Raw genomic sequence first — 20105 nt, 5'->3', positions numbered from 1 at the left:
GGCAATGTAACATGCACAGGGGCGACGCCGCGCGCGGAATATTGCATTGCCTGTGCAACGTTAACGCCATATTTGTCTGACGGGGCTGAGCCCGATGGAGATGACATGGCCGCCGAAATTCGTACTTTCACGTGTTTAAACGACAATTTCGGTTATCTGATCCACGATGTGGAAACCAAGGCGACGGCGTCGATCGACGCGCCCGAGGCCGGCCCCATCCTGAAGGCGCTGGAGCGCGAGGGCTGGCAGCTCACCGACATCCTGATCACCCATCATCACGGCGATCATGTCGGGGGCGTCGCCGAGCTCAAGCAGAAATACAATTGCCGCGTCGTCGCGCCGCATGACAAGACGACGAAGATCGCCAACGTCGATCTGCGCGTCGCCAATGCTGACGTGGTCAAGATCGGCAATCTGCTCGCGCGCGTCGTCGAGACGCCCGGCCACACGCTCGACCACATCTCCTACGTGTTCGACAACGAGAAGACGCTGTTCGCCGCCGACACGCTGTTCTCGATCGGCTGCGGCCGCGTGTTCGAAGGCGACTACCCGATGATGTGGGACTCGCTGTTGAAGCTGCGGGCGCTGCCCGACGACTTCAAGCTCTATTGCGGCCACGAATACACGGCGTCGAACGTCAAGTTCGCGCTTACGGTCGATCCGGACAATGCGGCGCTGCAGGCGCGCGCGGCGGAGGTGACGAAGCTGCGGGCCGAGAACAAGCCGACGATTCCCTCACTGCTTGGTGACGAGAAGCGAGCAAACGTGTTCCTGCGGGCTGATGCGCCCGAGGTCGCAGCCAGGCTACACATGAAGGGCGCGGATGCCGCAGCGGTGTTCGGCGAGCTGCGCGAGCGCAAAAACAAATCCTGACGGGGACCGATGCCGACCGCAGCCGAGATCATCGCACGCCTCGAACTCCGCCCGCATCCCGAAGGCGGACATTACCGCGAGACGTTTCGCGACCAGACCAGCGACACCAACGGCCGGTCGCGCTCGACTCTCATTTACTTCCTGCTCGCACGCGGCGAGCGTTCGCACTGGCACCGGATCGATGCGGTCGAGACCTGGCACTATTATGCGGGCAGCCCGCTGACCCTGCGCATCGCGCATGAGGGCTGCTCCCAGCACGAGGTGCGGCTCGGCACCGACCTGCTCGGTGGCGAGCGGCCGCAGGGAATCGTCCCGGCGAATGCGTGGCAGATGGCGGAGACGACGGGCGAGTGGACGCTGGTCGGCTGTACCGTGGCACCGGCGTTCGAATTCGCGAAGTTCGAGCTCGCTCCAAAGGGCTGGGAGCCGTAGGCAAAACCGTCATCGTTTCCGCAGCACCATATCCTTCGCGGCGATCAGGCCACCGCCCGCAATCAGCACCGCGGCGATGGCGATGTTGGCGCTGGCCTTGGCAAAACCGGCGGCGATGAGGAAGCTTGTCGAGAGCAGCGGCGTTGCATAGGAGGCGGCGCCGAGCACGCGGATATCCCCCCGTTTCATGCCGATGTCCCAGGCGTAGAAGGCGGCACCGACGGGTCCGATGCCGAGCGCGATGACGGAAAGCCATTGCAGCGTCGTCCCTGGCCAGACCGTGGTTTCGAGCAAACCATGCATCAGAGCGGCGAGCACAGCGGTGGCGAGGCAGAAGCCCGCGACTGCATCGGTCGGCACCGCCTTGAGCCGGCGCGACAGCACTGAATAAATCGCCCAGACGAAGGCGGCGATGAAGGCCGCAATCAATCCCGGCACTGCTCCCGGCGCGAAGCCGCTGGTGTTCCCGGCGAACAGCAGCACGGTGCCGACGAGGCCGAGCACGGCGCCGATGACGTGATGCGCGGCAAGCCGCTCGCCCGGCAGGAACGACGAGAACAGCACGATCAAGAGCGGCCAGAGATAGTTGAGCAGCCCGGCTTCAGCCGGCGGCGCGAAACGCAGCGCGAGGAAATACAGCGCGTGATAGCCGAACAGGCCGCCGACACCGACCGCCCATACCGCGAATGGCTGACGCAGGCTCTTCGCCGCCTCGCCGCGACCGATCCAGGTGAGGAGGCCGACGAGACCGCCGATCGCGAAGGTCATGGCGGCGAGCTGGAACGCCGGGATCTTTCCGGTCGCCACCGTCATCACGGACAGCAGCGACCACATCAGGATCGCGGTCAATCCGATCAGCGTCGCGGTGCGGGGAGTCATCGGCCACTATTTCCGTCATGGCCGGGCTCGTCCCGGCCATCCACGTTGCTCCGTGGCTCGGCTGTTGTAAGGCCATGGGTGCCCGGGACAAGCCCGGGCATGACGGGAAATTGGCTTTAGGGCCGCGCGTGATGCGATCGCATCACACCATGTACTGGCCGCCATTGACGGTCAGCGTCGAGCCGGTGATGGCGCCGGCCTCGTCGGCGGCGAGGAACACGACCGCGCGCGCGATTTCCTCGGGCTCGCCGAGACGGCCGATCGGGATCAGCGGCAGGATGGCCTTTTCCAGCACGTCCTTCGGCACCGCCTGCACCATCTCGGTGTTGATATAGCCTGGGCAGATCGCGTTCACGGTGACGCCGGCCTTGGCGTTCTCCAGCGCCAGCGCCTTGGTGAAGCCGATCTCGCCGGCCTTGGCCGCGGAATAGTTCACCTGGCCGAACTGGCCCTTCTGTCCGTTGATCGAGGAGATGTTGATGATGCGGCCGAACTTGCGTCCGCGCATGCCTTCGATGACCTGGCGCGACATGTTGAACAGCGAGCCGAGATTGGTGCCGATCACGGCGTTCCATTGCTCGAGGCTCATCTTGTGGAAGGCGCCGTCCTTGGTGATGCCGGCATTGTTGACGAGCACGTCGATGGGACCGACCTCGGCCTCGACCTTCTTCACGCCCTCGGCGCAGGCCTCGAAATTGCTGACGTCCCATTTGTAGGCGGCGATGCCGGTCTCGGCCTTGAACTTCTCCGCCGCCGCATCGTTGCCCGCATAGCTCGCCGCGACCTTGTAGCCGGACGCCTTCAGCGCCTTGCTGATCGCAGCTCCGATGCCCCGCGTACCACCCGTCACCAACGCAACACGTGCCATTTCGTATTCCTTCCCTTGGACTCGTCGGACGTTTCTGGGTTTCGTTTTTAGCTACGGATTATGGGGGACGTTTGACGGACATCAAGAACAAAACGCCCGGCGTTGAGCCGGGCGTTTCTCTTTAGTCGAGGCTGGTACGGTTGCGAAGAATATTTGATTTGCAACCGCCGCCTTTTTAGTCGCGTGCAACGCACGCACTGCTGTGTGCAGCGCACGCGTCAACGACGCGCAAGCTGCCTTCAGTCACGCGCCAGACACATCGCGATACCCATGCCGCCGCCGATGCACAGCGTGGCGAGGCCCTTCTTGGAATCGCGCTTCTGCATCTCGTGCAGCAGCGTCACCAGCACGCGCGCGCCGGACGCACCGACCGGATGGCCGATTGCGATCGCGCCGCCGTTGACGTTGACCTTGGCGGTATCCCAGCCGAGGTCCTTGTTGACGGCGCAGGCCTGCGCCGCGAAGGCCTCGTTGGCCTCGATCAGGTCGAGATCGCCGACGCTCCAGCCGGCCTTCTTCAGCGCGGCGCGCGAGGCCGGGATCGGGCCCGAGCCCATGATCTTCGGATCGACGCCAGCCTGCGCCCACGACACGATGCGCGCGAGCGGCTTCTTGCCTTCCTTGGCGGCCTGCTTCGCCGTCATCAGCACCACGGCGGCGGCGCCGTCATTGATGCCGGAGGCCGAACCCGCGGTGACCGTGCCTTCCTTTTCGAAGGCGGGCTTCAGCTTCGCCATCGCCTCGAGCGTTGCGCCATGGCGGGGATATTCGTCGGCGCTGACGACGATGTCGCCCTTGCGGGTCTTGATGGTGACGGGGACGATCTCGTCGCTGAACTTGCCGGCCTTCTGCGCGGCCTCGGCCTTCTGCTGCGAGGCGACCGCGAACTCGTCCTGCTGAGCGCGGGTAATCTGCCACTGCCGGGCGACGTTCTCGGCGGTGTTGCCCATGTGGTAGCCGTTGAAGGCATCCCACAATCCGTCCTTGATCATGGTGTCGACGAACTCGACCGGGCCCATCTTGACGCCGCCACGCAGATACTGGGCGTGCGGAGCCATGCTCATGGATTCCTGGCCGCCGGCGACGACGATTTCGGAATCGCCGTTGAGCAGCGCCTGATAGCCGAGCGCGACCGTACGCAGGCCCGAGCCGCAAAGCTGGTTGACGCCCCAGGCCGGGCTCTCCACCGGAATACCGGCGCCGATCGAGGCCTGGCGGGCCGGGTTCTGGCCCTGAGCAGCGGTCAGAATCTGGCCCATGATGACTTCCGAGACCCGGCCGGGCTCGATGCCGCCGCGCTCGAGCGCGGCCTTGATGGCGATGGCGCCGAGATCGTGGGCGGGAAGGGTCGCGAACGCTCCGTTGAAGCTTCCGACCGGGGTGCGGGCGGCGCTGACGATGACGACATCGTCTGACATGGGCATCTCCTGAGAGGTTGTATGGGGCAGACGGGGCTGGGGAAACGGCTCGCCAGTCTCGGACGGCATCCTGTTAACGTCGTTGCGGCATGTCAATTGGCGGGTGACCGAATTCATGCCGCACCGCATTCAAAATAGCGTTCTTGGCGATTTCGCAAGCACGTTTTTGCTGTGCAATTAACCGTGGCGCACAAAACGGTAGCGTGAGCCCGTTGAAAATGCTTATTTTGTTGCGTTGCGTACTCTTCCCGCCCTGCGGCATAGCCCGGCAGGTTCCCGTTCTCAGCGTTTGCAAGTGAGAGCCCATGGCGAAATCAGACCAACCCACCACGATCAAGAAATACGCGAACCGCCGGCTCTATAACACCGGAACGAGCACCTACGTAACGCTGGAAGACCTCGCCTCCATGGTCAAGGACGGCGAAGATTTCCTGGTCTACGACGCCAAGACCGGCGACGACATCACCCGCTCCGTGCTCGCCCAGATCATCTTCGAGCAGGAGAACAAGGCCGGCCAGAACCTGCTGCCAACCACTTTCCTGCGCCAGCTGATCCGCTTCTACGGCGACAGCATGCAGATGGTGGTGCCGAAATATCTGGAGCAAGCCATCGCGTCGCTGACCCAGGAGCAGGAGAAGTTCCGCAAGCAGATCGCCACCTCACTTTCCGGAACCCCGTTCGCACCGCTGGAAGAACAGGTCCGCCGCAACATGGAGCTGTTCCAGCAGACGTTCTCGATGTTCAAGCCGTTTGTCCCCACTGCGGGCCGTCCGGTGACGGCGACCACGGAGGCCGAGCCCGATGCGAGCGCAGAGCCGGCCAAGGACACCAACATCGACGATCTGCGCCAGCAGATGAAGGACATGCAGGAACGCCTCGAGAAGATGTCGAAGAAGGAAGAGTAAGCCTTACGTTCGTACCGACGCGTCCGCTCGCGGCGGGCGCGCAAGCTGCCGGTGTATGGGGGTGCCACCACTTGCATGCTCTCGTCCCGGTAGGGGCCGGAGCCGCCATGCCCAACCGCAGCTCACATTGGGACAATGTCTACGCCACCAAGAGCGAGGCCGAGGTCAGCTGGTTTCAGGACAGCCCGACGATCTCGATCGAGATGATCCGCACTGCAAATCCGGATCATGGCGCGGCCATCATCGATATCGGTGGCGGTACATCCCGGCTGGTCGATTCGCTCCTGCAAGCCGGATATCGCAATGTCGCCGTGCTGGATCTTTCAGCCAACGCGTTTGATGCAGCGAGGAAACGCATCGGTCCGACCGCTTCACTGGTCGACTGGATCGTTGCCGACGCTACGACATGGCGGCCCGCCAGGACCTACGATGTCTGGCACGACCGCGCGGCGTTTCATTTCCTGATCGATCCGCGCGACAGAGCAGCTTACGTCGACCGCCTGCAGTCGGCCGTTGCACCCGGCGGCCAGGTCATCATCGCGACGTTCGCGCCCGACGGCCCGGAGAAATGCAGCGGACTGCCGGTGCAGCGACATGACAGCGCGAGCCTCGCGGCAGAACTCGGACCGGAGTTCGAGCCCGTCGAAACGCGGAGCGAGACACATCGCACGCCGTGGGATTCGACGCAGGCGTTTCAGTTCAGCCGGTTTCGCAGACGAGGCTAGCTCCGTCAGGCCGCCAGTTTCACCGCATGCGCAAACTCCCAATAAAGCTTGCGCGCTTTGGTGTAGAACGGACCCGGTTTCAGCTCGCGCTCGTCGATGCGGATTACCGGCGCGACCTTGGCAAAATTGCCGGTCGAGAAGATCTCGTCGGCGGCGAGGAAGTCGGCATAGCGCAGCGTTGTCTCGACCACGGTGACGCCATCGCCGCGCAGCAGATTGATGACGCGCTGGCGCGTGATTCCGTTGAGGAAGGTGCCGTTCGGCGCCGGCGTGAAGACCACGCCGTCCTTGGCCATGAAGACGTTTGAATTGCCGAACTCTGCGACGTTGCCGAGCATGTCGAGCATCAGCGCATTCTGGAAGCCGCGGGAAGCTGCCTCCGAAAGCGCACGGGAATTGTTCGGATAGAGGCAGGCCGCCTTGGCCTCGACCGGCGCGCATTCGGCGGTGGGCCTGCGGAACGGCGACAGCGTAATCGCGTTGCCGACGGGCTTCGGCATCGGCGCCTCGTAGATGCACAGGCACCAATTGGTGGTCTCGGGGTCGAACAGCACGCCGCCGCCCGAGCCGTTCTGCGCCCAGTACATCGGACGGACATAGAGCTCGGCATTCGCCGCGAAACGCGCGATGCCTTCGTTTGCGAGCGCGAGCCAGGTGCCGGCAACGACCACCGGCTTCAGGCCGAAGTTGATCGCGGATTGATTGGCGCGGGCGACGTGACGGTCGAGATCGGGCGCAACGCCTTCGAACGCGCGCGCACCGTCGAACACGACGGAGCCGAGCCAGGCCGCATGCGTGCGCGGCCCCATGATCGGGACGTTGCCGTCGTGCCACTTGCCCTCGAAGAAAGTCCAGCTCGGCGAATAGTCGATGGGTTTTGCGATGTTGGCCACGACCGGCCTCCCCTTGGAAATTATCCGGGCACTATTCTCCCAATTTCTAAAGGATTTCCTGCGGAGCAATGGTGAGTTACCCTCTCGGCTCGCAGGATGAGGAAAGGTCCATGCCGCTCGATCCGCTCGCAAAGCGTTTGTTGACCATGATGGCTGCGGCTGCACCGCAGCCACGGAGTCGGCCGAGTGTGGAGGCGCGTCGGCAATCGCTCGCGAAGCTGATGCAGTTTGCGCGCGCTGATGCGGGAGATGTAACGGCGTCCGACGGCATGCTGCCCGGCCCCGGCGGCGAGCTGACTTATCGGCTCTATTCACCCGCGTCTGCCGGCGAGCGTGCACCGGGCTTTGTGTTCTTTCATGGCGGCGGTCTCGTTGCCGGCAGCATCGCCACGCACGACCGCATTGCCGCGGCGCTGGCGCATGTGACCGGCTGCCGCCTCGTCTCGGTCGACTACCGGCTCGCGCCCGAGCACAAATTTCCGGCCGCCGCCGACGACGCGATCGCTGCCACCGAATGGGTGGCGCGGCAAGCCCCGTCGCTCGGCATCGATGCCGGGCGTCTGGTGGTCGGCGGCGATTCCGCCGGCGCCACGCTCGCCGCGATCGTGTGCCAGGAGGCGGCGCAGAGCGCCGGCCTCTCCATCGTCGCGCAATGCCTGATCTGCCCGGTGCTGGATTTCGAGGAGACCTCGCCGTCGCGCGAGGCCTTTGCCGAGGGCCATCTGATCGATCGCGCCACGATCGAGGCGGATCTCGCCGACTATCTGCCTGAAGGCATCGATGCCGCCGATCCCCGCATCTCGCCCTTGCGGGCGACGCGGCTTGCCGGCCTGCCCACCGCGATCATCCACACCGCCGAATTCGATCCGATGCGCGACGAGGGCAATGCCTATGCCCGCAAGCTGCTCGCCGCGGGCGTCGCGGTCGAGCATGTCTGCCATGACGGCATGGTCCACAACTTCCACGCCATGGGCGCGATCCTGCCGCAGGCGCAGCTCGTGCTGTCGCAGATCGGCGAACAGGTGCGGCGGGCGGTAGAGAAGTAAAGGCGCGAATCAGACGCGCGCGTCGAGCACGGCCCTGGCTGCCACGACATATTCCGGCCAGTGCGCGTCCGCATACCGCTCCGCCTGCCGCGCGCACGTGACGTCGGGTGCATGCGCTGCGGCGATCGTGCGCGCGAAGCGCTCCTCGGCGACCGTCACGTCGCCAGGCTCGGGAGACGGCACGGCGGCCGCCACGGCGGTCGGAGCGACAGCGAGCCCAGCCAGACCAGCGAGCAGGATGCGGCGTGACGTGTTCATGGGCTGATGTCCTTCCAATGTCCGGCCTGCACTCTGACCGGTGCGTGTGGCAGTGCGATCACGACAGGGTAACCGCGCGCATCCCTACAGTCCATCGCTTACGCGATAGTGCTTGACCGCACGAGCGATCACGTCCCATCTAGCCACCGTTCCGCCATCAAATCGTCGCGCGTCGGATTGTCACGTGTTCCATCACCGCCCATCGCATCTTCAGGCTTTGCGCGCGACTGCGATCGGACTGTCTTGTCTGACGTTGTCGGCGGGCGCCGCCTTTGCCGTCGACGATGGGGACGCACCGGCGAAGCCGACTGTGCCGAACATCTACCTCGATCTGCGCACGACCTATGCGACGATTCCGGCGGGCACGCTCGGGCTCGGTTTCGGTAACACGTCATTGTCGGCGGCGTTCGAAGCCCTGGCGGCACGACGCGGCGCCACGCTGCCCAGTGGCCTGCCCGCGGCAAAATCGATCGCCATTGATCTGCCGCTGACCGTCGACGTCAGTGATCGCGTCTCGCTCTATGGCGGCGTGTCGGGCTCGACGACCGATATCGGCAGCGGCTGGTCGACGTTCGACATCACCAGCTGGAACATCGGCATACAGGCCGACCTCTATCAGCAGAACGGCGGCAAGATCCCGACCATCACGCTGCAATCGACCCTGACCCAGTCGGTGCCGACCGAGCAGGGCATGACGACGACGTTCAACAATATCCTGGAGTTCGACTACGCACTCGACGAGGATGAGACGCGCGGCTGGCTTGCCGGCGTGCAATATACCTACACCGACATCGCCAGCCAGCTCGCCAGCATCAAGCCGAACACGATCCTCTATGCCGGCGGCTATTACCAATGGCCGAGCAACTGGAAGTTCACCGGGCGCCTTGGGGTGCAGTCGTTCGGCGGCGCTCGGATCGCCGGCCGGACGCTGGCGGAGTCCTTCACCCAGCCGATCCTGCGGCTCGACCTCGATCGCATGGACGACAACGACAACCGCCTGTTCGGCATCACCGCCCAGATCGCGTGGATGCCGAAGCCGTCATACCAGCTGACGTTGCGCACGCCGCTTTACGCCGTGCGCAAGTAGGCGCGGGCTACTCCGGAACCGGTACGTCAAAGGTGTTGAGCGTGACCGAGACCATGCAGTAGACCCCGACGAGATAGGACAGCTCGGCCGCGCCGTGCTCGCCGAACTCCTTCACCGCCGCGCGATAAGTCAACTCAGGCAGCACGCCGCCGCTCACCAGCGCTGACGCCATGTCATAAGCGATCGCCTCCTGTCTGGTGAGATCCACCGGCCGCTGCCCGGCGACGATGGTCGCGAGTTTTTCGTCGGAGAGGCCCCGTTGCTCGGCGACCAGCACATGGGCGTAGAGCTCGTAGCCCGAGCGGAAATGCGAGCCGGTGACGAGAATCGCGACCTCGCGCACAGGCGCGGGCAGCAGCGGGTTCGATGCGATCGCCTTGACCAGCTCCCACACCGGCTTGCCGAAACGGGGCTCGCGGATCCAGGGATTCCAGGGCCCGAGCAGCGCGCCGTCGTCGCGCATGTTCACGAAGCCCTTGAAGTGGTCCGTGATGCCGGCTCGCATGTCGTCATAGAGCGGCTTCTGTTCGGCGCTCAGATCTTTCGGATCGAGAATGGGAAGGCGCACGGTGGAGGTCTCCTCGTTGAGAAGACAGAAGGTCGCCCGCACCCGTGCGCATGGCAAGTGAAGTTGCCGTGACGACCGTGCCATTTTGCGAATCCGCACGGAGACGTCAGCTCACGCCTCAACGCTTCATGCGCTCTGCGGATTGACGACGTCTTCGACCGTGAGTGCCAAGGGCTGTCCTGTATCGAGGAACGACGCCAGCGCCGCCTCGAACGGCGCCGGATCGAGACCGCGCGCGGCGAGCCAGGCGGGTTCGTAATAGGTCTGCCGGTAGCGCTCGCCGGAATCGCAGATCAGCGTCACCAGCGATCCCGTCGTATTGGCCTTGAGCATCTCCGAGGCCAGTCGGCATAACGCCAGGAAATTGGTGCCGGTCGAACCGCCGACCGCGCGGCGTAGCCGGCGCGACAGCACGTTCATCGCCGCGATCGTCGCCGCATCCGGGATCTTCATCATGCGATCGACCACGCCCGGCACGAAGGACGGCTCGCAGCGGGGACGGCCGACGCCTTCGATCAGCGAAGGGCGCTCGCAAACATGGGAGCGGTCCTGCGAGCGGAAGCAGTCGAAAAAGGCGGAGTTCTCGACATCGGCGACGCACAGCCGGGTCGGATACTGGCGATAGCGCAGATAGCGGCCGATCGTGGCCGAGGTGCCGCCGGTGCCCGCGCCCATCACGATCCAGTCCGGCAACGGGCGCCGCTCGCCCTTTAATTGCGCGAAGATCGATTCGGCGATGTTGTTGTTGCCGCGCCAGTCGGTGGCTCGCTCGGCGAAGGTGAACTGGTCCATGTAGTGACCGCCCAAGCGGGCCGCGAGCGTAGCAGCCTCAGCATAGAGCGCGCGACCGTCGTCGATCAGATGGCAATTGCCGCCATAATGCTTGATCGCGGCGATCTTCTCCGCCGAAGTCGTGCGCGGCATGACGGCGTAGAAGGGAACGCCGATCATCTCCGCGAAATAGGCTTCCGACACCGCGGTCGATCCCGACGACGCCTCCACGACGGGCGTGCCCTCGCGGATATGGCCGTTGCAGAGCGCATAGAGGAACAGCGAGCGGGCCAGCCGGTGCTTCAGGCTGCCGGTCGGATGTGTGGACTCGTCCTTCAGATAAAGGTCGATGCCTGATAGCGCCGGCACGAACAGCCGGATCAGATGGGTGTCGGCGGTGCGGCACTGGTCGGCTTCGATCGCGGCCACGGCCTCGTCGACCCAGCCGCGCCGGTAGGCCGGCGTGGCGGGATCGTGCGGACGGAAGGGAAGCGGCTGCATCGGACGATATCTCTCATGATGCGAACTGCGCATCAATAGCTACGGCTCAGAATTCCAGCGGCGCGTTGTCGACGACTTCCTTCATCACGAAGAAGGTGCGTGTCTGGCGCACGCCGGGCAGCGCGATCAGCAGCTCGCCGTGGATGCGGTTGAAATCCTCCATGTCGCCGACGCGGATCTTGAGGAAATAGTCGAAATCGCCGGCGACGAGGTGGCAGTCGAGCACGAATTTCAGCTTGGCGATCGCCTGCTCAAAGGTGGCAAAGCTCTCCGGCGTCGAGCGGTCGAGCACGACGCCGACCATCACCAGCGTGCCCTTAGCCACCTTCTTCGGCGCCACCATGGCCCGGACGGTGGCGATGAAGCCGTCTTCGAACAGGCGCTGGGTGCGGCGATGGCAGGTAGCGGGGCTGATGGCGACGGTTTCAGCCAGTTCGGCGTTGCTGAGCCGGCCGTTATTTTGCAGCAATCTCAACATCTTGAGGTCGATGCGGTCGAGCCGTGGCGACATGAATGAATCTTCCGATAATTATCAGTTTTTCGGAAGAAATCCTATCACAACGCCCCTTTGCCGCAAGTTGACGCGCAACATCAGCGCAATATTCGAGAGCACCTTCTCCGGCAGCAATGCTAGCCAGCTCCCAGACAGCAACGCCAATCGGGGTGCCCCATGATACTGGACAAATTCGCGCGCTATCCGCTGACCTTCGGCCCGACGCCCGTCGAGAAGCTGGAGCGGCTGTCGAAGCATCTCGGCGGCAATGTCGAGATCTATGCCAAGCGCGAGGACTGCAATTCCGGCCTCGCCTATGGCGGCAACAAGCTGCGCAAGCTCGAATACATCGTTCCCGACGCGATCGCCTCCAACGCCGATACGCTGGTGTCGATCGGCGGCGTGCAGTCCAACCATACCCGCATGATCGCTGCCGTTGCCGCCAAGATCGGCATGAAGTGCCGCCTGGTGCAGGAAGCCTGGGTGCCGCACGAGGACGCCGTCTATGACCGCGTCGGCAACATCATGCTCTCGCGCATCATGGGCGCCGACGTGCGCCTGGTCGACGACGGCTTCGACATCGGCATCCGCAAGAGCTGGGAACAGGCGATCGACGAGGTAAAGGCGGCGGGCGGCAAGCCTTACGCAATTCCGGCCGGCGCCTCCGTGCACAAATATGGCGGGCTCGGCTATGTCGGCTTCGCCGAGGAAGTGCGCAAGCAGGAAGCCGAGCTCGGCTTCAAGTTCGACTACATCATCGTCTGCACTGTCACCGGCTCCACCCATGCCGGCATGCTGGTCGGCTTTGCCGCCGACGGCCGCGCGCGAAAGGTGATCGGCATCGATGCCTCGTTCACGCCGGCGCAGACGAAAGCGCAGGTGCTCTCGATTGCGCAGAACACGGCAAAGCTGGTCGAGCTCGGCAAGGACATCGTTGCAGACGATGTCGTGCTGATCGAGGATTACGCCTATCCCGCCTATGGCGTACCGTCGGAGGAGACCAAGGAGGCGATCCGCCTCACTGCACGGTTGGAGGCGATGATCACCGACCCCGTCTATGAAGGCAAATCGATGCAGGGCCTGATCGACTTGACCCAGAAGGGTTATTTCGAGAAGGGCGCAAAGATCCTCTACGCACATCTCGGCGGTGCGCCGGCGCTGAACGGTTACGGTTATGCGTTCCGGAACGGGTAAGGCTGAGTAGCTCTCGCCTCCTCTCCACTGTCGTCCCGGGCAAGCGTCAGTGCAGACCCGGGACGCATAGTCACAGGGAGGTGTTTGGCTAAGACTTGCAGTTCGGTACTCCTACCGATCGCAATCGATAGATTCCGCGGTATGGATCCCGGATCTGCGCTCCGCTTTGCTGCGCTTGTCCGGGATGACAATGGAGTTTTTGGAGCGCCTATCGCGTCCTGACGATCTGCAGCAGCTCGTCGCCGTAATGCTCGAGCTTCTTGTCGCCGATGCCGGGGACGTTGCGGAGTTCGTCGAGCGTCGTCGGCCAGGCCCGGACGATGCCGTCGATGGTGGCATCGTGCAACACCACATAGGCCGGCACGCCGCGTTCGCGCGCGATGTCCGAGCGCCAGGACCGCAGCCGCGCGCGCAGCTCAGGATCGACGTCGCCCTGCGGCGTGTTGGCGGCGGGCGCGAGATCGCCGCGGCGGGATTTGGCGCGGCTCGAGCGGATGCGGGTGCCAGGGGCTTCCTCGCGCAGCCACACCTCTGTTTCGCCGCGCAGCACCCCGCGCGCGGAATCCGTCAGCTTCAGCGCACCGAACGCTTCGCTGTCGCTCTGCAGATGGCCCATCGCCACCAATTGCCGCAGCACGGTGCGCCACTGCTTCTCATTGAACTCGCGGCCGATGCCGAACACCGACAGCTTGTCGTGGCCGAACTGAGTGACCTTCTCGGTCAGGCGTCCGATCAGCACGTCGATCAGGTGCATCGCGCCGAACCGCTGCCCGGTGCGATAGGCGCAGGAGAGCAGCTTTTGCGCCAGCACCTTGCCGTCGCGCATCTGCGGCGGCGTCAGGCAATTGTCGCAATTGCCGCAGTTTGCGCCATCGAGGTTCTCGCCGAAATAGCCGAGCAGCCGTTTGCGCCGGCACTGCGCGGTTTCGGCGAGCCCGACCAGCGCATCGAGCTTGCCGATCGAGACGCGTTTGAAATCGTCGGACGCGGTGGATTCGTCGATCATGCGACGCTGCTGCACGATGTCGGAGAGACCGTAGGCCATCCAAGCCGCGGAGGCCTTGCCGTCGCGGCCGGCGCGCCCCGTCTCCTGGTAATAGGCCTCGATGCTCTTGGGCAGGTCGAGATGCGCGACGAAGCGCACGTCGGGCTTGTCGATGCCCATGCCGAAGGCGATGGTGGCGACGATGACGATGCCGTCCTCGTTGAGGAAGCGGTCCTGGTTGCGCGAGCGCACGCTGCTGTCGAGCCCGGCGTGGTAGGGCAGCGCCGCGATGCCGGCATCCGCGAGTGCGGCAGCGACTTCCTCGACGCGATTGCGCGACAGGCAATAGACCACGCCGGCATCGCCCGCATGCCGTTCCCGGATGAACTCCTTGAGCTGCGACACCGCGTTGCGCTTGTCGACGATCTCGTAACGGATATTGGGCCGGTCGAAGCTAGAGACGAATTGCGGGGAGCCGCCAAGCTGAAGCCGCTCGACGATCTCCTTGCGCGTCAAATCGTCAGCGGTCGCGGTCAGCGCGATGCGCGGGACATTTGGAAAGCGCTCGGCGATGACGGAGAGGCCGACATATTCGGGCCGGAAGTCGTGACCCCATTGCGAGACGCAATGCGCCTCGTCGATCGCGAACAGCGCCACCTTGGCCTGCGCCAGCATCGACAGGCAGCGCGGCGTCACCAGCCGTTCCGGCGCGACATAGAGCAGGTCGAGATCGCCTGCGATCAGGCGTCGCTCGATGTCGGAGGCTTCCTGCAGCGTCAGCGACGAGTTCAGCGCCGCGGCATTGACGCCGGCCTCGAGCAGGCCCGCGACCTGGTCGCGCATCAGCGCGATCAGCGGCGACACCACGATGCCGCAGCCTTCGCGCAGCAGTGAGGGGAGTTGGTAGCACAGCGACTTGCCGCCGCCGGTCGGCATCAGGACCAGGCAATTGCCGCCATTCGTGACATGCCGGATGATCTCGCCCTGAGCACCGCGGAACCCGGGCAGGCCGAACACCGAATGCAGCACCGACAGCGCATCGCGGCCGTTGGACGGCGCAGGAAGCGGGGCAGTGGACGGAGGGGACATGGGGTGGCGGACCGGGCCAGGAGATTCGTCACAAGGCCAGTCGCATGACCGCGCGGGCATGGCAAGACCATCTTCTCCCCCTCCCCGCTTGCGGGGAGAGTTCAGAAAGCTACGCCCCGATTCGCCGCAGCGCTTCGGCAACCGTCACGATCGGCATGCCACGCCGCTGAGCCGATTCCAGCGCGTGACGCATCAGGGCCGGCGTACAGCCATAGGGGCTCGGCGCATCGACGACGTCATGGCTGTAGAAGATCAGCCATCCGCCGCTCGCGGCCGCCTCGTCGAAATGCCGGTCGACGCCGGCGGCATCGATCTCGAAATTGACCAAAGGCGCGGCCCGCAGGAACTGGAGGTCGATCACGTCGCGATTGACGCCGGGAAGGATGCCGCGGGCCGAGCGGAAGATTTTGGCAAGCTGCGGCTTGCGCCAGACCGAGGCGAGGCCATACGGATAGGCAAAATTCTCCAGCTTGATCGAGGAATCGATGTCGCGAAAATGATTGCGATTGCGCTCGATCTCGAGGGCCATCGTGGCCTCGTCGAGATTGGCTGCGCTCTGATGCGAGAAAGTGTGGCAGGCGATCTCATGTCCTGCACGGTGGAGCCGGACCACTGCGTCGTTCGAGAGGCCGTGCCAGTGGTCCGAAGGCCGGTCGATCAGGCTGCCGGCAATATAATACGTGCCACGGCCGCCATGCGCTTCGAGGAGCGAGGCGCCCTCGCCCGCGGCGCTATCGGGGGCATCGTCGAAGGTGAAACTCACCATCGGCGCATGCGCAGGCAGCCGGTGCGGCGCGGCTCGGAAATGCCGGGCCAGCCGATTGCTCACGCGTCCCTGAAGTGCCGACCACACGACCGCATTTCCTGTGATTCCGTATTTCTGTACTGAAACATTCGCGCCCCGGTTGAGGCAAGCTTAACGCTTGGGTAATCCTAACGCGGAACCAACGCCACTACGGCTAGCGCGCCAGGGCCGGCGCATCGGCCTCTGCGCCGAGATATTGCAGCCAGTTGCGAAATAACACCGCCGCGGCGCTGCCGGCGGCGATATCGGCGCGCAAATTCAGTGCAGGCAGCTCGTTGCTGAGCGCCGGATGGCGCTGGTGCCTCGCCTGCTTCTCGAATCGGACCAGCTTCTCTTCCGTCGCTGCGTCAAAATAGCTCACGGGCAGGTGCGGATAATCGTCCCGCTCGCGCGCGAGATAGCGGCCGACGTCGCGCAGATATTCGCGCTGGAGCGACAGTGCGTCATATTCCGGGTGACCCTGGAAAAACACGAAGCGGCTGGCATATTGCCGGACGAAGATATCGACGCCGGCCTTTGCCGAACGCGTCAGCACCTGGTAGCCGGCCGCGTCGAGGTCGCGCTCGGCGATCTCGTTCAGGCGCGAATGCGAGACCTTGAACGGGACGGGCGCGGCGCGCGTCAACAGATCGTTCGTGACCGTATCGCAGTCGAAAATGCCGTGGCATTTGGCGGGCAGCCGCCGCCGTTCGATCCGGTCGAGATGCAGCACCGCCGCATGGGCAGCAAGGCACGACCAGATCGTCGAGCGGGTGTTGACCTTTGCCCAGTCGATCAGCTCGGTCAGATCGCGCCAATACGGCTCCTGGTCGAGTTCGGGCGCGACCGGCTCGGCGCCGGTGACGATAAGCCCGTCGAATTTGTGCCGCCCGAGTTCAGTGAGCTCCGAATATTCGCTCTCGACATGCCACTTGGCCTCGGGCGATCGCTTCACCGACGGCAGCGAGAAGCAGTGGAAGCGGATGCGGTGCGGGCCTGCGGCGGCCTGGAGCAGCTTCATGAACTGCCGCTCGGTGGCCTTCAATGCCGGATCCGGCATGTTGTTGATCAGGCCGATGTTGAGATCCGCGCCGCCATGATCGCGCGCGAGATCGCCCTCGGCCGGCACCAGCGCCGGGCTCGGAATACCTTGATCCCTGTCGATCAAGATCGTCATCGCAACAGCCGCCTACTCCGCAGCCTGGAGGCGCGCCGACGGGCAGGCCTTTTCCAGCGCCTGGTCGATGTCTCCGATGATATCCGCGGAATGCTCGATGCCGATCGAGAGGCGAATCGTCTCGGGTAGGACGCCGGCAGCGCGCTGCTGCTCCGCCGACATCTGCCGATGCGTGGTCGAGGCCGGATGGCAGGCCAGCGACTTGGCATCGCCGATATTGACGAGGCGCGTGATCAGCTTGAGCGCATCGTAGAAGGTCTTGCCGGCCTCCATGCCGCCCTTGATGCCGAAGGTGAACAGCGAGGAGGCGTTGCCGTCGAGATATTTCTGGACCAGCGGATAATACGGGCTATCCGGGAAACCGGTGTAGTTGACCCACGCGACGCGCGGATCCGCGCGCAGGAATTCCGCGACCTTGCGGGCGTTCTCGCAGTGGCGCTCCATCCGCAGCGCCACGGTCTCGATGCCCTGCAGCAGCAGGAAGGCGTTGAACGGCGACAGCACCGAACCCATGGTGCGCTGATAGATACTGCGCGCGCGCTCGATATAGGCCGTCTTGCCGAAACGCTCGGCATAGACGAGGCCGTGATAGGAGGCGTCCGGCTTGTTGTAGCCGGGGAAGCGATCCGCGTGTTTCGCCCACGGAAAGTTTCCGGAATCGACGATGGCGCCGCCGAGCGTGGTGCCGTGGCCGCCGAGGAACTTGGTAAGCGAATGCACGGCGATGTCGGCGCCGTAGTCGAACGGCTTGAGCAGGATCGGCGTTGCGACCGTGTTGTCGACGATCAGCGGCACGCCATGCTTATGGGCGATTTTCGCCAGCGCCTCGATGTCGCAGACATTGCCGGCGGGATTTCCGATGGTCTCGGCGAACACGGCGCGGGTGCTCTCGTCGATCAGCTTCTCGATCGCTTCGGGCCGGTCGCTCTCGGCGAAACGGCCTTTGATGCCCTGTCGCGGCAGGATGTGCGAGAGCAGCGTGTGGGTGGTGCCGTAGAGCTGCGGCACGGAAACGATGTTGCCGCCGTGATCGGCGACGTTGACGAAGGAGAAATGCAACGCTGCCTGCCCGGTCGCGACCGCGAGCGCCCCGACGCCGCCTTCGAGCTGGGCGATGCGTTTCTCCAGCACCGCGCTGGTCGGATTGGCGATGCGGCTGTAACGGTAACCCTCGGCCTCGAGATTGAAGAGCGCCGCGCCGTGATCGGCGCTGTCGAAGGCGTAGGCCGCTGTCTGGTAGATCGGCACGGCAACCGCGTGCGTGGTGGCCTCGGGCTCGTAGCCGGCGTGAATAGCGATCGTCTCGTTGCGCATCGTGCCACCTCCGCGTGGAGCGGGCCGCACTTATTGGCCTGTATGAGGCATGTGCGTTGCCCGCCGTTCCTCTGTTAGAGGCGGGTGGTAAAGCGGACAATAATTCGCTTAGAGATCGAGGAAGTAACCCTAATGCTTGTTGATGAATTGGCTAAAATTTGAGTCAATTTGGAGAAGGCAGCCTCACATTTGTCGAATGAATCCAGCCAGGAGGGCCTCGCGCAAGCGCGCGAGGCCCTCGAACGCTGATCAGTCCATCGTTTCCCAGAGACGATGGCTGAGCACGCCGGCGCGCTTCTCGATCGCCCCTGCCGCATCGAGCGCGAGATCCTCGCGATAACGCCCGGCGATGAGCTGCACGCCGATCGGCTTGCCATCATGCAAGGCCACCGGCACCACCGCGCCGGGCAGGCCCAGCACGTTGATCGCGGAGATGAAGCGAATCTCGCCCCAGAAGATCTCCTGCACGCGCTCGGCGCTGACGGTGTCGTCGCGCGGCCCCGGCGTCGGCTTCACCGTGGTCGGCGCCAGCACCACCGGATAGTCCTCGAAGAACAGCTGCCAGGCGCGGATATGGCCGCTGCGCGCCGCGGTAGCCCGCATCCAGGCCGGCAGGTCGAGCACATTGGCCTTGCTCTTCATGCCGTTCCACGCCTTGTGGAAGTCCTCGGAGGTGACCTTCAGCATGCCGGCTTCCTGCATCACCACCGTCTCGTTGGTGATGATGTCGCACCAGGTCTGCCAGACGCCGTTGATATCGGGCACGTCGGCCTCGCTGACGCGATAACCGGAACGCTCCAGATGATCGGCAGCCTGACGCAGCGCCGCGCGCACCGACGGATCGACGTCCATGTCCTCGGGGATCTTGGCCAGCGCGACCTTGATCGGTCCCTTCGGCTTCGGTCCGACCAGCGGCGCCGGCACCCACCATGGATCGCGCGGATCACGCTGGCTCATCGCCTCCAGCGCAAGGCGGACGTCGGCAACGTGACGGGCGAGCGGCCCCTGCGCCGACATCAAATGCGCCAGCATCGGCCGCTCGGCCGTTGCGCTGGCATTGAAGGCGGGAATGCGGCCCTGCGTCGGCTTGATGGTGGCGACACCATTGCAATGCGCCGGCCAGCGCAACGAGCCGCCGATGTCGTTGCCATGCGCAATGGTACCGATGCCGGCGGCGACCGCCGAACCCGCGCCACCGGATGAGCCGCCGCAGGTGATGTTCGGATCCCAGGGATTGAGCGTCAGCCCGTGCAGGGGATTGTCGGTGAAGCCGCGGAAGGAGAATTCCGGCGTGTTGGTGAGGCCAATGACGATCGCCCCGGCCTTCTTCAGGTTACGAACGACGGGCGAATCCGAGGGAGCAATCAAATCCTTGTTGGCGGGAACGCCATTGAAATTCGGCCGGCCCTCGTAGTCGACGTTCTCCTTGATGGTGATCGGCACGCCGTGCAACAAGCCGAGTTCGCCGCCCTTGGCGCGCTGCTTGTCGGCCGCATGCGCTGCAGCCAGAGCCTCTTCCGAGAGATCGACGACGACCGCATTCAGCTTCGGATTGACGGTGCGCATCCGCTCCAGATGCGCTTCGACGGTTTCGACCGCGGAGATTGCGCCGGAGCGGATCGCCGCCGCGGTCTCCACAGCCGACCATTGCCAGGCCGCCCCCTTCGGGCGGCGCGCCACGGCCGGCTTGCGCGTTGCCGCCTTTTTCACCGCCGGCTTGCCCGTCTTCCGGGCCGCTTTCGCTGCAGCTCCCTTGCGGGCCGTGCTGGTCTTCACCACTGCTTTCTTCGAAGCAGTTTTCTTCTTGGTCGCCGTCTTCTTCGCCACGTCGCATCTCCTGAAATT

At 64.5% G+C, this 20105-nt stretch carries 20 protein-coding genes; 7 read left to right on the top strand and 13 right to left on the bottom strand.

What is annotated here, in order from left to right:
* Window positions 1-105: 105 nt before the first annotated feature.
* Together gloB and FNV92_RS02750 are read left to right on the top strand one after the other, a co-directional pair.
* Complete coding sequence (gene gloB, locus FNV92_RS02755; protein ID WP_143842352.1) at window positions 106-873, top strand: hydroxyacylglutathione hydrolase; 768 nt, start codon at window positions 106-108, stop codon at window positions 871-873.
* Between the two features lie 9 nt (window positions 874-882).
* Window positions 883-1305 carry a cupin domain-containing protein gene (locus FNV92_RS02750; protein WP_014439210.1) on the top strand — a complete coding sequence of 141 codons (423 nt, stop codon included), beginning with the start codon at window positions 883-885 and terminating at the stop codon, window positions 1303-1305.
* A 9-nt stretch (window positions 1306-1314) separates the two neighbouring features.
* On the opposite strand, the gene yddG is transcribed toward FNV92_RS02750, so the two are convergent.
* The 3 genes from yddG to FNV92_RS02735 form a co-directional block, all read right to left on the bottom strand.
* The gene (gene yddG, locus FNV92_RS02745) at window positions 1315-2184 is read right to left on the bottom strand and encodes an aromatic amino acid exporter YddG (protein WP_143842353.1); all 870 of its coding nucleotides are present in this window, start codon (window positions 2182-2184) and stop codon (window positions 1315-1317) included.
* A gap of 142 nt (window positions 2185-2326) precedes the next feature.
* Window positions 2327-3052 carry an acetoacetyl-CoA reductase gene (gene phbB / locus FNV92_RS02740; protein WP_143842355.1) on the bottom strand — a complete coding sequence of 242 codons (726 nt, stop codon included), beginning with the start codon at window positions 3050-3052 and terminating at the stop codon, window positions 2327-2329.
* A 239-nt stretch (window positions 3053-3291) separates the two neighbouring features.
* Window positions 3292-4470, bottom strand: a complete 1179-nt coding sequence (locus tag FNV92_RS02735; RefSeq protein WP_014439207.1) for an acetyl-CoA C-acetyltransferase — start codon at window positions 4468-4470, stop codon at window positions 3292-3294.
* A gap of 305 nt (window positions 4471-4775) precedes the next feature.
* On the opposite strand from FNV92_RS02735, the gene phaR reads away from it, so the two are divergent.
* A complete protein-coding gene (gene phaR, locus FNV92_RS02730) occupies window positions 4776-5375 on the top strand; it encodes a polyhydroxyalkanoate synthesis repressor PhaR (RefSeq protein ID WP_143842356.1) in 600 nt (199 codons plus the stop codon).
* Between the two features lie 107 nt (window positions 5376-5482).
* A complete protein-coding gene (locus tag FNV92_RS02725) occupies window positions 5483-6100 on the top strand; it encodes a class I SAM-dependent methyltransferase (protein WP_014439205.1) in 618 nt (205 codons plus the stop codon).
* A 5-nt stretch (window positions 6101-6105) separates the two neighbouring features.
* On the opposite strand, the gene FNV92_RS02720 is transcribed toward FNV92_RS02725, so the two are convergent.
* Window positions 6106-6993 (bottom strand): branched-chain amino acid aminotransferase, encoded by an 888-nt coding sequence (locus tag FNV92_RS02720; RefSeq protein ID WP_143842357.1) that lies wholly within the window; start codon window positions 6991-6993, stop codon window positions 6106-6108.
* A gap of 110 nt (window positions 6994-7103) precedes the next feature.
* Here FNV92_RS02720 and FNV92_RS02715 point away from each other — a divergent pair, with 110 nt between their 5' ends.
* The gene (locus tag FNV92_RS02715) at window positions 7104-8039 is read left to right on the top strand and encodes an alpha/beta hydrolase (RefSeq protein ID WP_143842358.1); all 936 of its coding nucleotides are present in this window, start codon (window positions 7104-7106) and stop codon (window positions 8037-8039) included.
* Window positions 8040-8048: 9 nt separating this feature from the next.
* Here FNV92_RS02715 and FNV92_RS02710 read toward each other — a convergent pair whose 3' ends face one another.
* A complete protein-coding gene (locus tag FNV92_RS02710) occupies window positions 8049-8297 on the bottom strand; it encodes a hypothetical protein (protein ID WP_014439202.1) in 249 nt (82 codons plus the stop codon).
* A 217-nt stretch (window positions 8298-8514) separates the two neighbouring features.
* On the opposite strand from FNV92_RS02710, the gene FNV92_RS02705 reads away from it, so the two are divergent.
* Window positions 8515-9384, top strand: coding sequence for a hypothetical protein (locus FNV92_RS02705; protein ID WP_014439201.1), 870 nt, complete (start codon window positions 8515-8517; stop codon window positions 9382-9384).
* Window positions 9385-9391: 7 nt separating this feature from the next.
* On the opposite strand, the gene FNV92_RS02700 is transcribed toward FNV92_RS02705, so the two are convergent.
* The 3 genes from FNV92_RS02700 to FNV92_RS02690 form a co-directional block, all read right to left on the bottom strand.
* Window positions 9392-9952 carry a carboxymuconolactone decarboxylase family protein gene (locus tag FNV92_RS02700; RefSeq protein ID WP_014439200.1) on the bottom strand — a complete coding sequence of 187 codons (561 nt, stop codon included), beginning with the start codon at window positions 9950-9952 and terminating at the stop codon, window positions 9392-9394.
* Between the two features lie 126 nt (window positions 9953-10078).
* A complete protein-coding gene (locus tag FNV92_RS02695) occupies window positions 10079-11224 on the bottom strand; it encodes a PLP-dependent cysteine synthase family protein (protein ID WP_014439199.1) in 1146 nt (381 codons plus the stop codon).
* Window positions 11225-11270: 46 nt separating this feature from the next.
* Complete coding sequence (locus FNV92_RS02690) at window positions 11271-11735, bottom strand: Lrp/AsnC family transcriptional regulator (protein WP_143842360.1); 465 nt, start codon at window positions 11733-11735, stop codon at window positions 11271-11273.
* A 162-nt stretch (window positions 11736-11897) separates the two neighbouring features.
* On the opposite strand from FNV92_RS02690, the gene FNV92_RS02685 reads away from it, so the two are divergent.
* Window positions 11898-12911, top strand: coding sequence for a 1-aminocyclopropane-1-carboxylate deaminase (locus tag FNV92_RS02685; RefSeq protein ID WP_143846112.1), 1014 nt, complete (start codon window positions 11898-11900; stop codon window positions 12909-12911).
* A 208-nt stretch (window positions 12912-13119) separates the two neighbouring features.
* Here FNV92_RS02685 and recQ read toward each other — a convergent pair whose 3' ends face one another.
* From recQ to FNV92_RS02660, 5 genes are all read right to left on the bottom strand, one after another.
* The gene (gene recQ, locus FNV92_RS02680; RefSeq protein WP_143842361.1) at window positions 13120-14985 is read right to left on the bottom strand and encodes a DNA helicase RecQ; all 1866 of its coding nucleotides are present in this window, start codon (window positions 14983-14985) and stop codon (window positions 13120-13122) included.
* A gap of 109 nt (window positions 14986-15094) precedes the next feature.
* Window positions 15095-15838: a polysaccharide deacetylase family protein gene (locus FNV92_RS02675; protein WP_014439195.1), complete on the bottom strand. Its 744-nt coding sequence runs from the start codon at window positions 15836-15838 to the stop codon at window positions 15095-15097.
* A 106-nt stretch (window positions 15839-15944) separates the two neighbouring features.
* Entirely contained in the window at window positions 15945-16946 is a 1002-nt protein-coding gene (gene metA / locus FNV92_RS02670) for a homoserine O-succinyltransferase MetA (protein WP_143842362.1), read from the bottom strand.
* 12 nt (window positions 16947-16958) lie between these two features.
* The gene (locus tag FNV92_RS02665) at window positions 16959-18260 is read right to left on the bottom strand and encodes an O-acetylhomoserine aminocarboxypropyltransferase/cysteine synthase family protein (RefSeq protein WP_143842363.1); all 1302 of its coding nucleotides are present in this window, start codon (window positions 18258-18260) and stop codon (window positions 16959-16961) included.
* A gap of 249 nt (window positions 18261-18509) precedes the next feature.
* Window positions 18510-20087 carry an amidase family protein gene (locus tag FNV92_RS02660; RefSeq protein WP_143842364.1) on the bottom strand — a complete coding sequence of 526 codons (1578 nt, stop codon included), beginning with the start codon at window positions 20085-20087 and terminating at the stop codon, window positions 18510-18512.
* Window positions 20088-20105 lie beyond the last annotated feature (18 nt).

Origin of the sequence: Bradyrhizobium cosmicum, assembly GCF_007290395.2 — a bacterium.
GTDB lineage: Bacteria > Pseudomonadota > Alphaproteobacteria > Rhizobiales > Xanthobacteraceae > Bradyrhizobium > Bradyrhizobium cosmicum.
Note: the sequence above shows the minus strand (reverse complement) of the source record. Positions and strands in the feature narration are given on the sequence as shown.